Consider the following 14,364-nt stretch of genomic DNA (forward strand, 5'->3'; position numbering starts at 1 on the left):
ATGGCAGCGCAGGGGATTCCCCGGCGGATACTCGAAGGCCCGCTCACTCCGCCGGGAGCAGCACCACCCGGTACATCCGCCCCGCGCCCGTCCGGTCCGCGCTCAGCTTCACGTACCGCCGGTGACGCCCGACCAACTGCTCATCCGACTCCGGGCCACCGAGATGGCCCGTCAACTCCGGCGCGTTGACGGCCTGAAGCAGGGCGAAGTCCCGCTCGGAATCCGACCACGGCTCGATCCATACCCCTCCCAGGGAGCCGCCATGACCGCACTCTAGGGCGGGGGTCTGACAGCCCGGGCCGATGCGCCTCCACCACCCGGGGGCGCACGCCTGCGCCCTTGTGCGGCTCGTCGAACCGCACCAAGGTGTCCGGAAAAGCAGCCCCGCCGGGAGGGAGCAGCGCGTGACACACGCCGGACCATGGGAATTCACGGACGACAGGGGCATGGCATTACGGCTGCGGCGCAGGCCGGAGCGGGTGGCGGCCTACATACGGGCCGGAGCCGCCCTTGAGGACGCGGGTCTGCGGCCGGTGGCGGTGTACGGCTCGGGTCACGACGGTCCCGCGCCCGACCCGGTCAAGGCCGGGGCCCTGGCCGGGGCGGGCGTCCCTTACCTGGGGCCCGGGCGGAGTCTTCGGGACGAAGAGCTGGTCGCCGTACGGCCCGATCTCGTCGTCGACGTCACGTACGACGGCAAGAGCGCCTACGCCCTCGACGAGGCCACCACCGAACGTCTCGGCCTGCCCCTCCTCACGCTCTCCGTCGGCGCCGAACTGTCCCTCGGGGACATCCTCGACCGCTTCGGCGAACTGGCCGCGGCCCTCCGCGACGATGACACCGGGGCCCCGGGCGCAGGAGAACTGGGCGCCGCCGAACAGGCCGTACGCGCCGCGGCCGCGGCCAACCCCTCCGTACGTGTCCTCGCGCTCTCCGCCGCCGGCCCCGACCAGGTCCATCTCGCCCGCCCGCACGCCTGGCCCGAACTGGCCCACCTGCTGGCCCTCGGCGTCCCGCTCGCCGAACCAGGACCCGGCGCCGGTACGAACTGGCTCACCGCCGGCTGGGACCTGGCCGCCGCACTCCGCCCCGGCCTCGTCCTCCTCGACAGCCGCGCCAACGCCGTCCAGGCCGACGCGCTGACCGCCTACCCGGCCTGGCGGGCCCTGACCGCCCACGCGCGCGTGACGCCCTGGAACCCGGAGACCCCGCCGAGTCCCGCCGCGCACGCGCACTTCTGCCACACCGTCGCCGCGGCCCTCCAGGCGGTCGCGGGCTAGCCGCTACCGTCCGGCCGGACGGAAGAGCCTCGCGCGCAGCGCCTCCGCGAACTCCTCCGCCCTCGCCAGCTGCGCCCGCAGATCCGCCACCCGCTGGGCGGCGGCCCGCTCGTACCGCTCGACCCGGCCGAGCAGCACCTCCCGCTCGTCCGGGTCGAGCTCCGCATCGCAGTCGAGACGGTCCATCGCCGCCAGCAGCTCCCGGGTCTCGTCGAGGGCGAAACCCAGCGGCTTCATCCGGCGGATCAGCATCAGCCGGGCCACGTCGCTCTCGGTGTAGAGCGGGAAGCCACCCTCCGAACGGGCCGACGGCACGACCAGACCACTGTCCTCGTAGAGGCGGATGGTGCGCAGCGACATCTCGGTCCGCGCGGCGACCTCGCCGATCTGCATGTGCTCGGCCTGCGCGCATTGCTCGGTGAACACGGCTGACACCCTCCCACATTAGGATTGTCCGTTTTGTCTGCCTGTCATGATGCCCTTCCATGACGCGGCGTCAGCCCAGCCGCGCCGCCCGCCGCCGCAGATAACGCGCCTCCGGCACACTGAGCGTCGCGGCCGCCGCCACCCCGTACGCCTCCCGCGCCGCCTCCCGGTCCCCGGCCCGTTCCAGCAGATGCGCCCGTACCGCCGCCAGCCGGTGGTGTCCCGCCAGCCGCTCCTCCAGCCGCGCCACCTCGGCGAGGCCCGCCCCCGGCCCGTGCACCATGGCCACCGCCACCGCCCGCCCCAGCTCCGCCATCGGCTCCGGCGCCCGCTCCACCAGCAGGTCGTACAGCGCGAGGATCTGCGGCCAGTCCGTGTCCTCGGCCCGCTCCGCCTCGTCGTGCAGCGCGGCGATCGCCGCCTGCAGCTGATACGCCCCCGCCGGCCCCTCCGACAGCGCCTCCTCCACCAGCGCCGTACCCTCCGCGATCGCCGCCCGGTCCCAGCGCGTACGGTCCTGCTCGTCCAGCGGCACCAGCTCACCGTCCGGCCCGGTCCGCGCCGCGCTGCGCGCCTCGGTCAGCAGCATCAGCGCCAGCAGCCCCGTCACCGCCCCCTCGTGTGGCAGCAGCCGGCGTACGGCCCGGGTCAGCCGGATCGCCTCACGGGCCAGATCGGCCCGGTGCAGGGCCCGGCCCGATGTCGCCGTATAGCCCTCGTTGAAGATCAGGTACAGGACCTGGAGCACGGCCGCCAGCCGCTGGTCCCGGTCCTCGGGACCGGGCTGCCGGAACGGCTCACCGCGCAGCCGTGCCTTGGCCCGGCTGATCCGCTGCGCCATCGTCGTCTCCGGCAGCAGATGCGCCCGGGCGATCTCCGCCGTGGTCAGCCCGCCGACGGCGCGCAGCGTCAGCGCGATCTGCGCGGCCGGGGTCAGCTCGGGGTGGCAGCACAGGAAGAGCAGCGTCAGGGTGTCGTCCTCGGAGGGCCCCCGGCTCTCGCCCGGCGCGGGCGCGGCGAAGGCGTCCCGGGGCGTGAGCCGTGCGGCCGTCTCCTCACGCCGCCGCCGCGCGTCGTCGGCGCGCAGCGCGTCCGTCAGCCGCCGTGAGGCGACCTTGATCAGCCAGCCGCGGGGGTTGTCCGGCACACCGGCCGACGGCCACTGCCGCGCGGCGGCGAGCAGGGCTTCCTGTACGGCGTCCTCGGCGGCGTCGAAGTGCCCGTACCGGCGCACGAGCGCGCCGAGGACCTGCGGCGCGTGCAGGCGCAGCAGGTCCTCGACGTGGTGGAGGCGGTCGTTCGGCATGGGGCGGGCCCGGGATGCCGGAGGGTGGGTGACAGATGCCGACTGTCAGCGTCGCGTATCTGTCAGCGCCCGTCCGTCATCCGTCATGGGACGTCCGTCATCGGTCAGCGGTGAGCTGTCAGACCTCGCCGCGACCCGACTCGTCGATCGGCCGGATCACCACCGGGTAGTCCTTGCTTCCCTCCGGGACCGGGCACTGTGCGACCCGCGCCGCGATCTCGGTGACCCGTTCCAGGCTGTCGCAGTCCAGCACCCAGTATCCGGCGAGGACTTCCTTGGTCTCTCCGTACGGGCCGTCCGTGACGACCGGCCGTCCGTCGGATCCCAGGCTGACGAAGCGGGTCCGGGCGGGTTCGACGAGTCCCTGTCCGTCGACGAGTTCCCCGGTCTCGGCGAGGTCGTTGTTGATCTCACCCATGAAGGCGAACATCGCCTCCAGTTCCTTCTCGCTCCAGGCGGGGCTGTGCGCGGAGCCCTTTCCGTTCATCGCGTCGTAGTCCGCCTGGGCGCCCTGCACCATCACGAGGTACTTCATGGCTTCGCTCCCTTGGGGTGCGCCGTCGCCCCGTGCGGGCGACTCTCACCGGAGACGTCGGAGCCGACGGCGCGTTCTCGACACGCCCCGGGCTTTTTCTCCGCACCACTTTTCCCGACTACCGCCGGGTACGCGCGCGGCCCGGCCCCGGCGTGGCGCTACGGCCAGACCAGGCAGTAGGGCTGGTGGCCGGCCTCGTGGAGGCGGACGGAGAAGTCCTGCCATTCGTGGAGGAGCTGGTAGACGTTGAAGGCGTCGCGGGGGCCGCCGCGGTCGGGGACCGTGGACCAGATGAAGGCGGCGGCGCCGACCGATTCCTCGCCGATGTCACGCAGGGGGTCGACGACGGTCATGGGGAGTTTGACGACGGCGTAGTCGGGGTGGAGTACGACCAGTTCCAAGGGCGGGACGCGGTGCAGGGGCATGCCCTGGATGCCCGTGAGGACCATCGCGGCTATGGTCTCGGGCTTGATCTTGGTGAACATTCCGCCCATGCCGAGCTCGTCGCCGCCCAGTTCCTCGGGGCGCATCGAGATCGGGACGCGGGCCGCGGTGGCGCCGTCGGGGGCTCCGAAGTACTTGTAGGTCACGCCCAACCGGCCACTCCTGCTTCCCGTGGGCTCGTCCGTCCGTCGTCGGTGCTTCCCCCGCCGGGCAGGCTCGGGACCCAGGTCGTCGGTCCCCTCGCCCAGTCCGCCACCGCGATGCATATCTCCACCCGACTGCTTTTTAGGCAACACGGCCCCCGCCGCGCAACCCGATCATCGTGACAGTGACCTCCCCCACGCTCGTGCGGTGAAACACCTGTCCGCAAGAACGTCCTGGCCTCTGACACCATGGATTCATGAGCTTTCCCTATGACGCCTCATTTTCGCAGACGCGGAGGCCGGCCGCCTCGTCGTGAGAGGCGGGCGTACAGGTAAGCCCATGCCGTCGCCGTTCCGCGGCCGTCAATCCGTACTCGCAGGTCAGGACCAAAGTGCCGTATTCATACGAAGCCCCAGTCTCACAGACGCTTTTCGACCGCGCGTCCCTCGTGACGCCCGGCGGCGTGAACTCACCGGTGCGTGCCTTCCGGGCCGTGGGCGGTACGCCCCGGTTCATGGTGTCCGGCACCGGTCCGTACCTCACCGATGCCGACGGCCGTGAGTATGTCGATCTCGTCTGCTCGTGGGGGCCGATGATCCTCGGCCATTCCCACCCCGAGGTGATCGCCGCCGTCCAGGCCGCCGTGGCGCGCGGCACGTCCTTCGGTACGCCCGGTCAGGGCGAGGTGGAGCTGGCCGAGGAGATCGTCGGGCGGATCGAGCCGGTCGAGCAGGTGCGGCTGGTGTCGTCCGGTACCGAGGCGACGATGTCGGCGATCCGGCTGGCCCGTGGTTTCACCGGGCGCGCGAAGGTGATCAAGTTCGCCGGCTGCTACCACGGGCATGTGGACGCGCTGCTGGCCGCGGCCGGTTCGGGTCTGGCCACGTTCGCGCTGCCCGACACGCCCGGGGTGACCGGTGCGCAGGCCGGGGACACGGTGGTGCTGCCGTACAACGACCTGGAGGCCGTGCGGGCCGCTTTCGCGGCGCATCCGGGGGAGATCGCCTGTGTGATCACGGAGGCGTCGCCGGGCAACATGGGTGTGGTGCCGCCGAAGGACGGGTTCAACGCCGGTCTGAAGGAGATCTGTGCGGAGAACGGCGCGCTGTTCATCTCGGACGAGGTGATGACGGGGTTCCGTACGTCGCGTGCGGGCTGGTACGGCGTCGACGGGGTGAGGCCGGATCTGATGACCTTCGGCAAGGTCATGGGCGGTGGCTTCCCGGCCGCGGCGTTCGGCGGGCGGGCCGACGTCATGGCGCATCTGGCTCCGGCGGGCCCCGTCTACCAGGCGGGCACGCTGTCGGGTAACCCGGTCGCCACGGCGGCGGGTCTGGCGCAGCTGCGGCTGCTGGACGGGGCCGCGTACGAGAAGGTCAACGCGGTGTCGGCGCAGATCCAGGGGCTGGTGACGGACGCTCTGAGCAAGGAGGGTGTGGCGCACCGGCTGCAGACGGCGTCCAACATGTTCTCGGTCTTCTTCACCGAGGACGAGGTGATGAACTACGACGACGCCAAGCGGCAGGAGTCGTTCCGCTTCACCGCCTTCTTCCACTCGATGCTGTCGAACGGCGTGTATCTGCCGCCGTCGGCGTTCGAGTCGTGGTTCGTGTCGACCGCGCACGACGAGCGGGCCGTCGAGAAGATCGCCGGCGCGCTGCCCGCCGCCGCCCGTGCCGCGGCGGAGGCCACCGCATGAGCGGCAGCGACATCACCGTCGTGCATCTGATGCGCCATGGCGAGGTGCACAACCCCGACGGCGTCCTGTACGGGCGGCGGGCGGGCTATCACCTGTCCGACCTCGGCCGGCAGATGGCGGACCGGGTCGCCGAGCATCTGGCGGAGCGGGACATCACGTATGTGACCGCCTCGCCGCTGGAGCGGGCGCAGGAGACGGCGGCGCCGATCGCGAAGGCGCACGGGCTGAGCGTGGACACCGACGAGCGGCTGATCGAGGCCGGGAACGTCTTCGAGGGGAAGACGTTCGGGGTCGGGGACGGCGCGCTGCGCAAGCCGGGGAACTGGAAGCATCTGACCAATCCGTTCCGGCCGTCGTGGGGCGAGCCGTACGTGGAGCAGGTCGTACGGATGATGGGCGCGCTGGACGCGGCGCGGGACGCGGCCCGTGGGCACGAGGCGGTCTGCGTCAGTCATCAGCTGCCGATCTGGATTCTGCGCAGCTTCGTGGAGCGGCGGCGGCTGTGGCACGACCCGCGTCGGCGGCAGTGCACGCTGGCGTCGCTGACGACGTTCACGTACGAGGGCAACAAGATCGTGTCGGTGGGGTACAGCGAGCCGGCGCGTGATCTGGTGCCGCCGCATCTGCTGGCGGGCGCGAAGCCCGTGAAGGGGAGGTCGAAGGCCTTCGGCGCCTGAGCCGCGAGTCTCAATCTCTTCAGCTTCTCTTCAGGGGCGGTCGTTGACGGGATGTCATACGGCCGCCCCTGAAAGTTTGTTCTGATATCCGGAACCTGTAGGTCCGTTCCCGCATCTCACCTATTGCCGGTTTGAATGACAAATCGCGAATGGGGTCGATATGCGAGGGATCAGTCGAAGGGGCCTGCTCGGTGCGGGTGCGGGAGCCGCGGCGGCGATCGGGATCGCGGGCTGCACCTCCACGAGCAAGGGCGAAAACGGCACATCCGGGCAAGACGGTCAGGGGAAGGGTGATCCGGGCGACCGGCCGAACCCCTCTCCCTCCTCCGACGGCCGACCCCTCGGGGACGGTTCCACCGCCGACACCGGCAAGCAGCCCCACCAGCCCCAGCGGCCCGTCCCGCTCGAACCGGGCCAGACGCCCCCGCAGTTCGTCGTCTTCTCCTGGGACGGCGCCGGCGAGGTCGGCAACGGCCTCTTCCCCCGCTTCCTGAAGCTCGCCAAGGACCACGGCGCCGCGATGACGTTCTTCCTCTCCGGGCTCTACCTCCTGCCGGAGTCGAAGAAGACCCTCTACCGCCCGCCGAACAACGGCATAGGCGCCTCCGACATCGGCTACCTCAAGGACGAGAACATCCGGCGGACGCTCGCCTGCGTCCGCCAGGCCTGGCTCGACGGCCATGAGATAGGCACGCACTTCAACGGCCACTTCTGCGGCGGGCGCGGCTCCGTCGGCAACTGGTCGTCCGCCGACTGGCAGAGCGAGATCGACCAGGCGGTGAAGTTCGTCACCGAGTGGAAGACCAACACCGGCCGGCGCGACCTCGACCCGCTCCCCTTCGACTACCGCAAGGAGCTCGTCGGCGCCCGCACCCCGTGCCTGCTCGGCCAGGACAAGCTGCTGCCCACCGCAAAAAAGCTCGGCTGGCGCTACGACGCCAGCTCCCCCGGCGGCACCCAGCGCTGGCCCGCCAAGCGCCAGGGCCTCTGGGACCTGCCGCTGCAGGCCGTCCCCTTCCCCGGACACTCCTTCGAGGTGCTCTCGATGGACTACAACATCCTCGCCAATCAGTCCAAGAATTCGACGCAGGGCATGCCCTCGCGCTTTCCCGGCTGGCGCAAGCAGGCCACCGAGGCGTATCTCGCCGGATTCACGCGCGCGTACGAGTCCAATCGCGCGCCGCTCTTCATCGGCAACCACTTCGAACAGTGGAACGGCGGCATCTACATGGACGCCGTCGAAGAGGCCCTGAAGGGCATGGCCGGCAAGAAGGATGTGAGGCTGGTCTCGTTCCGGCAGTTCGTGGACTGGCTGGACGTACAGGACCCGAAGATCCTCGCCAAGCTCCGCACGCTCGGCGTCGGACAAACACCGGCCGGCGGCTGGAACGGCTTCCTGCGCGCCGTTTAGTCGGGCTTGACAAGGGGCTTTACGGGCACCGAGGGGGGCGGCCAAGATCCGTGGAACGCCCATGCGAAACTTTTCACATGAGCCTTAGCCGCGCCCCCCGACGCACCCTGCTCGCCGTCGGAGCCCTCTCGGCCGCCCTTGCCCTGACGGCCTGCAGCTCGGACAGCAACGGCAAGTCCGGCGGAGGCGGAGACACCAACTTCGTCGCCAGTACGGGCGGTGTCGAAACCGTCGCCAAGGGCGAGCGCAAGGCACCCAACAAGCTCGTCGGCGAGACCCTCGACGGCAAGCAGCTCGACGTCGCCGACCTCAAGGGCAAGGTCGTCGTCATGAACCTGTGGGGATCGTGGTGCCCGCCGTGCCGGGCCGAGGCGCCGCATTTCGCCAAGGTCTCCAAGGAGCTCAAGGCCAAGGGCGTGGAGTTCGTCGGGATCAATACCCGCGACCCCAACAAACAGCCCGCGATCGCCTTCGAGAAGGACTACGGCATCACCTACCCGAGCCTGTACGACCCGGCCGGAAAGCTGATCGTGAACGGCTTCCCCAAGGGCAGCCTGAATCCGGCCGGTATTCCCTCCACGATCGTCCTCGACAAGGACGGAAAGATCGCGGGACGGGCCCTGATGGCCCTCAACGAAACCAGGCTCCGCCAGCTGATCGACCCGCTGGTCGCGGAGAAGTGATCGCGTGCTGACCCTCGCAGCCGCGGCCGCCGACGAATTCGGCCGCAACGAGACCGTCTACAGCGGAGCGATGATGCTCGCGCTGCCGATCGCCGTCATCGGCGGTCTGGTCTCGTTCTTCTCGCCCTGCGTGCTGCCGCTCGTACCCGGCTACCTCAGCTACGTCACCGGGGTCAGCGGCACCGACCTGGCCGAGGCCCGCCGCGGCCGGATGGTCGCCGGCGCGAGCCTGTTCGTCCTCGGCTTCACCGCCGTCTTCGTCTCCGGCGGCGCCCTCTTCGGCAACTTCGGCACCAGCCTGGTCGGCCACCGGGAGATACTCTCCAAGGTCGCCGGTGTGCTGATGGTCCTGATGGGCCTGCTCTTCATGGGTCTGATGCCCTGGATCACCCAGCGCGAATTCCGCTTCCACAAGCGGCCCACCGCCGGACTCGCCGGCGCGCCGGTCCTCGGCGTGCTCTTCGGCGTCGGCTGGTCGCCCTGCTTCGGCCCGACCCTCACGTCGGTGAACATGCTCGCCTTCAGCGAGGCCAGCGCGGGACGGGGGGCGATACTGATGGTCGCCTTCTGCCTGGGCCTCGGCGTGCCCTTCGTCGTCGCGGCCGTCGCCTTCCGCAAGGCGCTCGGCGCCTTCGGCTGGGTGAAGAAGCACTACGCGTGGGTGATGCGGATCGGCGGAGTGATGATGATCGCGACGGGTCTGCTGCTTCTCACAGGTGTGTGGGACACGCTGGTGCAGACGATGCAGAGCTGGGCCGACGGCTTCACGGTGGGGATCTGAGTACCAATGAGCAAGGCCGATTCCATGAACAAGGCTGCTTCCGAGGCCGCTTCCGAGTCTCCGACGGGGGCCGAGGGGGCGCACGAGCTCGGTGAGGCCGGGGCCCAGCTGTCGACCGCGCCCCGCGAGGAGAACGCGATCGGCGGTCCGACGCTCGGCGTCGTCGGCTGGATCCGCTGGTTCTGGCGGCAGCTGACCTCCATGCGGGTCGCGCTGATCCTGCTGTTCCTGCTCTCCCTCGGCGCGATCCCCGGCTCCCTGATCCCGCAGAACAGCGTGGACGAGCTGAAGGCGCAGGCCTTCAAGGACGCCCACGAGACCCTCACGCCGATATACGAGAAGCTCCAGCTCTTCGACGTCTACGGCTCGGTGTGGTTCTCCGCGATCTACATCCTGCTCTTCGTCTCCCTCATCGGCTGCATCGTGCCCCGCAGCTGGCAGTTCGTCGGCCAGCTCCGCGGCCGCCCGCCGGGCGCCCCCGGCCGCCTGACCCGGCTGCCCGCGTACACCACCTGGCGCAGCGAGACCGAGCCGGAGCAGATCCGCGAGGCGGCCCTCGCGCTGCTGAAGAAGCGCGGCTTCCGCGCGCACGTCGCCGGTGACGCGGTCGCCGCCGAGAAGGGCTATCTGCGGGAGGCGGGCAACCTCCTCTTCCACATCGCGCTGATCGTGATGCTGGTCGCCTTCGCCACCGGACAGCTCTTCAAGTCCGAGGGCGGCAAGCTGATCGTCGAGGGCGACGCCTTCTCCAACACGCTCACGCAGTACGACGACTTCAAGTCCGGGTCGCTGTTCAGCACCGACGAGCTCGTGCCGTTCAGCTTCGACCTGGACAAGTTCACCGGCACGTACGAGCGGTCGGGGCCGCAGCGCGGCACTCCGCGTACCTTCGAGGCCGCCGTCACCTACGGCAGGCCGGGTGAGGCGCAGAAGAAGGCCGTCATCCGGGTCAACGAGCCGCTGAACGTCGACGGTTCGAAGGTGTATCTGATCGCGCACGGCTACGCGCCGGTCGTCACCGTCAAGGACGGCAAGGGCAAGGTCGTCTTCAAGGGCGCCGTGCCGCTGCTGCCGATCGACAACAACATCACCTCCACCGGCGCTATCAAGGTGATGGACGGCTACCGCGACCCGAAGACCGGCAAGAAGACCCAGCTCGGCTTCAAGGCGTTCTTCGTGCCGACCTTCGCCGGCGCCGGGCAGGGCAACATGTTCTCGCAGTTCCCGGCGCTGGACTTCCCCGTGATGGCGGTCACCGGCTACACCGGCGACCTGCGCGTCGACGGCGGTCTGCCGCAGAACGTGTACCAGCTGGACACCAGCAAGATGAAGCAGTTCACGGTCGGTGAGAACGGGCAGGTCGCCCAGCGGCTGATCCCCGGCGAGACCATGACGCTGCCGGGCGGTGCGGGCTCGATCACCTTCGAGAAGGAGATCAAGGAGTGGGCCAGCTTCCAGGTCTCCCAGCAGCCCGGCAACGGCCTCGCGCTCGCCGGGGCGATCGCCGCCATCGCGGGCCTGGCCGGCTCGCTGTTCATCCAGCGGCGCCGGATCTGGGTCCGGGCCGTGCGCGGCGCCGACGGTGTGACCGTCGTCGAGATGGCCGGACTCGGCCGCAGCGAGTCCACCCGACTGCCCGAGGAGCTGGGCGAGCTGGCCCTGACGCTCCACGCCGAGGCGCCCACCGCCCCGGACACCCCTGAAGAACCCGAAGCCGACGAAGCAGCCGTTCCTGCCGAAGGGCACGAGAAGTGATCATCGCCGCCGCGACCAACGAGAGCCTGGCGCAGATGAGCAACACGCTCATCTACTCCTCGATGGCCGTCTACACCCTCGCCTTCCTCGCCCATATCGCCGAGTGGGTCTTCGGCAGCCGCAGCAAGGTCGGCCGTACCGCCGCCGCCCTGACCGCCCCCGCGGCCGCCGCCGCCTCGGTCACCGTCCAGGTGAAGGGGCAGGCCGGCTCCACCGCCGTCCTCGACAGGCCGAAGGTGGTCACCCGGGCCGCCGCGGGCCGGCGCGAGGTTCCCGACGGCCCCGGCGCGGCCGGCGGCACCGTCAAGGGCGACCTGTACGGGCGGATCGCCGTCTCGCTGACCGTCCTCGCGTTCCTGGTCGAGGCGGCCGGTGTCGTCACCCGGGCGCTGTCGGTGCAGCGGGCCCCCTGGGGCAACATGTACGAGTTCTCCACCACCTTCTCGACGGTGGCGGTAGGCGCGTACCTCGGTTTCCTTCTCGCGAAGAAGAACGTCCGCTGGATCGGCCTGCCGCTGGTCACCACCGTCCTGCTCGACCTGGGTGTGGCCACGACCTGGCTCTACACCGAGAGCGACCAGCTGGTCCCGGCGCTGCACTCGTACTGGCTGTGGATCCACGTCTCCACCGCGATCTTCTGCGGGGCGGTGTTCTACCTCGGCGCGGTCGCCACGCTGCTGTACCTCTTCCGTGACTCCTACGAGGACAAGCTGGCGACCGGGGGTGAGCCGGGCGCGTTCGCGCGGTCCGTCCTGGAGCGGCTGCCGGCGGCCGCGAGCCTGGACAAGTTCGCCTACCGGATCAACGCGGCGATCTTCCCGCTGTGGACGTTCACGATCATCGCGGGCGCGATCTGGGCCGGTGACGCATGGGGCCGCTACTGGGGCTGGGACGCCAAGGAGGTCTGGTCGTTCATCACCTGGGTCGCCTACGCCGCGTACCTGCACGCCCGGGCGACGGCCGGCTGGAAGGGCCGCAAGGCCGCGTACATCGCGCTGATCGCCTTCGGCTGCTTCCTCTTCAACTACTACGGCGTCAACATCTTCGTGAACAGCAAGCACTCCTACGCGGGCGTCTGAGCCCCGGCTCGCGCCCTGGGGCCGTCCGGGTGACGCTGGAGGTATGGCCGCCGAAGCGATACCCCGCGGTGCGAGTGAGACCCGAGGCGACACGCATGTGCTGCGGTACGTGCTGAGCCTGCCGCACGAGATGGTGCGGGTCTGGGCCGCCGTGGCCACTCCGGAGGGACTTCCGCAGTGGCTCGCGGCGGCCGACCCCTTGGAGCCACGGCTCGGCGGAGCGGTGACGCTGCGGTGGCTGAACAGCGAGACGGTGGTCTCCGGCCGGGTCACGGCGTGGGACCCGGAGTACGTCGCCGAGTACACCGTCGAGGAGCCGCACGGCCGGATCCGCTTCCATCTGGAGCCGGCCCGGGACGGCGGTACGGTCCTGCGTTTCACCAACGAGTTCCAGGGCTCCGACGAGCTGCGCCTGGACTGCCTTGCGGGCTGGCACCACCACTTCGAGCTGCTGGAGTCGGCGCTGGAGGGCCGGCCCACGGACTGGCTGACCTGGACGCCGGAGCGGTGGCGCGAGCTGCGCGAGACGTACGAACGCGAGGAGGCGCGCTGGCCGCGCTGGGAGCCCTGAGCCTGCGCGCGGGCTGTCAGCCCTTTCCGGGCGGGAGGCAGTTGTCCTTCGGGGGGTGGCCCTCCGGCCAGGCCATCTGCACGAAGCGCTGGCTGCCGTCGAGGGCGAGCTCCACGATCGGCACCGCTTTGTTGTACGGGTTGCCGTAGTTGTCGAGGCAGATCCAGCCGCTCGCGCCCTCCACCCGCAGGGAGCCCTTCACCTGGGGCCACTGCGCGCCGACGTCGCGCAGTTCCGGCAGGGTGCTGCCGGTCGGGGTGGCCTGGCGGATGGCGTGGACGGCGGTCGCCATGGCGTCGTACGCGACGATCGACTGCCCGTCGGCGAGCGCGATGGGGCCGATCGGGCCGCTGGGGGCGCGGGCGGCGCGGGCGAGCGTGGTGACGAACGTGTCGTACGCGGCGGTGGAGCCGCCTGTGGTGGGGACGGGTCGGCCGGGGACGGGCTTCCAGGCGTCGGGGTGGGCCAGCGAGGCGTAGCGGACGGTCACCTTGGCGCGCAGGGCCGCGCGGTCGAGTTTCTTGTCGCCGCCGAGGTAGGAGCCCTCGTCGCCGGTGAGGACGGTGAAGGCGCGGCTCTTGCAGCCGCGGGCGCCGAGCGCGTTGATGAACTGGCGCAGCTGGGTGTGGCGGCCGGCGAAGAAGACCGTCTCGGCGGTGGTGTCGCAGATGAGGTGGGTGATCTGCCGGAAGGTGTTGGCGGTGGTGCCTTCCTCGGTCATGTCGGCGGGTGAGGTGAACAGCTGCGGCTCGTAGGGTGCTTTGCCCTTGAGGGAGGCGGCGAAGGCGGATTTGAGGGTGTCGGTGTAGTGGTCGCCGGTGCGGGTGTCCTGGACGAGGATCGCCTTGGCGGCGTCCACCTTGCCGAAGGCGGCCAGGGCGCGGGCCTCGTCGCCGTTGGTGGGGGAGACCCGGGCGAGGCCGGGGTAGCGGTTGCGGCCGGGCCCGTTGGCGATGTCGTCGGCGGTGATGGTGGTGCCGACGACGGCGACACCGGATTTGGTGAGTTCGGTGACCGCGTCGCGTATCTCGGTGGAGCTGGTGGCGACGCCGGAGACGGCGCGCAGCTGGTCCGGGGCGCCGGTCATCGTCTTGAGCTGGTCGACGGTGGTGCGCCAGTGGGCGTTGCCTTTGCCGGTGTTGGCGAGGACGAGGCGGATGCGGGGCTTCTGGTCGTTGGACTCGTGGTTGGCGCGGTACTGCTGGGCGTAGGCGCCCTGGAGTTCGTGCAGGACCTTGCCGCTCATGCCGGTGTCGGTGGAGGTGATCGGCAGCAGGATGGCGACGGTGACGTGGTCGCCGCTGCCGAGGGTGGCGTTCTCGCGGGCGATGGCGGTGGCGACCTCGCGCAGGGCGGGGACGCCGAAGTCGTGTCCGGTGCCGTTGACGCCGACGCATTCGGTGCTGCCCTGGGGGCGGGCGACGCCGGGGGCGCAGGAACGGTCCTCCGGGTCGTTGACGGTGTCGACGACGTAGAGCGTGGCGCCGACGGTGACGGCGAGGGTGATCACGGAGGTGACGACCTTCTGCCGGGCGGTGTAGAAGACGCGGTAGCGCAGCCGGTTGGGCATGGG

At 70.3% G+C, this 14,364-nt stretch carries 14 protein-coding genes and 1 pseudogene; 9 read left to right on the forward strand and 6 right to left on the reverse strand.

Going from position 1 to position 14,364, the window contains the following annotated elements:
• Nucleotides 1-58: 58 nt before the first annotated feature.
• Nucleotides 59-253: pseudogene (locus IEZ01_RS36025) on the reverse strand (GNAT family N-acetyltransferase); the annotation flags it as partial.
• A 193-nt stretch (nt 254-446) separates the two neighbouring features.
• On the opposite strand from IEZ01_RS36025, the gene IEZ01_RS12585 reads away from it, so the two are divergent.
• Nucleotides 447-1,280, forward strand: a complete 834-nt coding sequence (locus IEZ01_RS12585; protein ID WP_040875177.1) for a TroA family protein — start codon at nt 447-449, stop codon at nt 1,278-1,280.
• Nucleotides 1,281-1,283: 3 nt separating this feature from the next.
• On the opposite strand, the gene IEZ01_RS12590 is transcribed toward IEZ01_RS12585, so the two are convergent.
• From IEZ01_RS12590 to IEZ01_RS12605, 4 genes are all read right to left on the reverse strand, one after another.
• A complete protein-coding gene (locus tag IEZ01_RS12590) occupies nt 1,284-1,673 on the reverse strand; it encodes a MerR family transcriptional regulator (RefSeq protein WP_040875614.1) in 390 nt (129 codons plus the stop codon).
• A gap of 103 nt (nt 1,674-1,776) precedes the next feature.
• Nucleotides 1,777-3,012: an RNA polymerase sigma factor gene (locus tag IEZ01_RS12595; protein ID WP_189201705.1), complete on the reverse strand. Its 1,236-nt coding sequence runs from the start codon at nt 3,010-3,012 to the stop codon at nt 1,777-1,779.
• Between the two features lie 118 nt (nt 3,013-3,130).
• Nucleotides 3,131-3,547, reverse strand: a complete 417-nt coding sequence (locus IEZ01_RS12600) for a YciI family protein (RefSeq protein ID WP_189201707.1) — start codon at nt 3,545-3,547, stop codon at nt 3,131-3,133.
• 158 nt (nt 3,548-3,705) lie between these two features.
• On the reverse strand, nt 3,706-4,257 hold the full coding sequence (locus tag IEZ01_RS12605) for a hypothetical protein (RefSeq protein WP_078513375.1): 552 nt from the start codon (nt 4,255-4,257) through the stop codon (nt 3,706-3,708).
• Nucleotides 4,258-4,526: 269 nt separating this feature from the next.
• On the opposite strand from IEZ01_RS12605, the gene hemL reads away from it, so the two are divergent.
• The 8 genes from hemL to IEZ01_RS12645 all read left to right on the forward strand — a co-directional run bounded on the left by hemL (nt 4,527) and on the right by IEZ01_RS12645 (nt 12,791).
• Nucleotides 4,527-5,834, forward strand: coding sequence for a glutamate-1-semialdehyde 2,1-aminomutase (gene hemL, locus IEZ01_RS12610; RefSeq protein WP_189201709.1), 1,308 nt, complete (start codon nt 4,527-4,529; stop codon nt 5,832-5,834).
• Nucleotides 5,831-6,511, forward strand: a complete 681-nt coding sequence (locus IEZ01_RS12615) for a histidine phosphatase family protein (RefSeq protein WP_019888537.1) — start codon at nt 5,831-5,833, stop codon at nt 6,509-6,511. Before hemL ends, IEZ01_RS12615 begins: the two co-directional genes overlap by 4 nt.
• Nucleotides 6,512-6,671: 160 nt before the next feature.
• Nucleotides 6,672-7,922, forward strand: coding sequence for a polysaccharide deacetylase family protein (locus IEZ01_RS12620; protein WP_189201711.1), 1,251 nt, complete (start codon nt 6,672-6,674; stop codon nt 7,920-7,922).
• Between the two features lie 77 nt (nt 7,923-7,999).
• The gene (locus IEZ01_RS12625; RefSeq protein WP_019888539.1) at nt 8,000-8,605 is read left to right on the forward strand and encodes a TlpA family protein disulfide reductase; all 606 of its coding nucleotides are present in this window, start codon (nt 8,000-8,002) and stop codon (nt 8,603-8,605) included.
• A 7-nt stretch (nt 8,606-8,612) separates the two neighbouring features.
• Nucleotides 8,613-9,386 carry a cytochrome c biogenesis CcdA family protein gene (locus tag IEZ01_RS12630; RefSeq protein WP_229832925.1) on the forward strand — a complete coding sequence of 258 codons (774 nt, stop codon included), beginning with the start codon at nt 8,613-8,615 and terminating at the stop codon, nt 9,384-9,386.
• A gap of 6 nt (nt 9,387-9,392) precedes the next feature.
• Nucleotides 9,393-11,141: a cytochrome c biogenesis protein ResB gene (resB, locus tag IEZ01_RS12635; protein ID WP_373287604.1), complete on the forward strand. Its 1,749-nt coding sequence runs from the start codon at nt 9,393-9,395 to the stop codon at nt 11,139-11,141.
• Nucleotides 11,138-12,220: a c-type cytochrome biogenesis protein CcsB gene (ccsB, locus tag IEZ01_RS12640; RefSeq protein WP_019888545.1), complete on the forward strand. Its 1,083-nt coding sequence runs from the start codon at nt 11,138-11,140 to the stop codon at nt 12,218-12,220. Before resB ends, ccsB begins: the two co-directional genes overlap by 4 nt.
• Before the next feature lie 43 nt (nt 12,221-12,263).
• Complete coding sequence (locus tag IEZ01_RS12645) at nt 12,264-12,791, forward strand: SRPBCC domain-containing protein (RefSeq protein ID WP_019888547.1); 528 nt, start codon at nt 12,264-12,266, stop codon at nt 12,789-12,791.
• Between the two features lie 16 nt (nt 12,792-12,807).
• On the opposite strand, the gene IEZ01_RS12650 is transcribed toward IEZ01_RS12645, so the two are convergent.
• Nucleotides 12,808-14,361, reverse strand: a complete 1,554-nt coding sequence (locus IEZ01_RS12650; protein WP_019888549.1) for an ABC transporter substrate-binding protein — start codon at nt 14,359-14,361, stop codon at nt 12,808-12,810.
• Between the last annotated feature and the right edge of the window lie 3 nt (nt 14,362-14,364).

This window comes from Streptomyces purpureus, from assembly GCF_014648195.1.
GTDB classification, from domain to species: Bacteria; Actinomycetota; Actinomycetes; order Streptomycetales; family Streptomycetaceae; genus Streptomyces; species Streptomyces purpureus.

Bases quoted from the DNA above. Each gene is read 5' to 3' on its own strand.
- IEZ01_RS12585 (WP_040875177.1), top strand. From the start codon at position 447: ATGGCATTACGGCTGCGGCGCAGGCCGGAGCGGGTGGCGGCCTACATA.
- IEZ01_RS12590 (WP_040875614.1), bottom strand. From the start codon at position 1,673: ATGCAGATCGGCGAGGTCGCCGCGCGGACCGAGATGTCGCTGCGCACC.
- IEZ01_RS12595 (WP_189201705.1), bottom strand. From the start codon at position 3,012: ATGCCGAACGACCGCCTCCACCACGTCGAGGACCTGCTGCGCCTGCAC.
- IEZ01_RS12600 (WP_189201707.1), bottom strand. From the start codon at position 3,547: ATGAAGTACCTCGTGATGGTGCAGGGCGCCCAGGCGGACTACGACGCG.
- IEZ01_RS12605 (WP_078513375.1), bottom strand. From the start codon at position 4,257: ATGCATCGCGGTGGCGGACTGGGCGAGGGGACCGACGACCTGGGTCCC.
- IEZ01_RS12615 (WP_019888537.1), top strand. From the start codon at position 5,831: ATGAGCGGCAGCGACATCACCGTCGTGCATCTGATGCGCCATGGCGAG.
- IEZ01_RS12620 (WP_189201711.1), top strand. From the start codon at position 6,672: ATGCGAGGGATCAGTCGAAGGGGCCTGCTCGGTGCGGGTGCGGGAGCC.
- IEZ01_RS12625 (WP_019888539.1), top strand. From the start codon at position 8,000: ATGAGCCTTAGCCGCGCCCCCCGACGCACCCTGCTCGCCGTCGGAGCC.
- resB (WP_373287604.1), top strand. From the start codon at position 9,393: ATGAGCAAGGCCGATTCCATGAACAAGGCTGCTTCCGAGGCCGCTTCC.
- IEZ01_RS12645 (WP_019888547.1), top strand. From the start codon at position 12,264: ATGGCCGCCGAAGCGATACCCCGCGGTGCGAGTGAGACCCGAGGCGAC.
- IEZ01_RS12650 (WP_019888549.1), bottom strand. From the start codon at position 14,361: ATGCCCAACCGGCTGCGCTACCGCGTCTTCTACACCGCCCGGCAGAAG.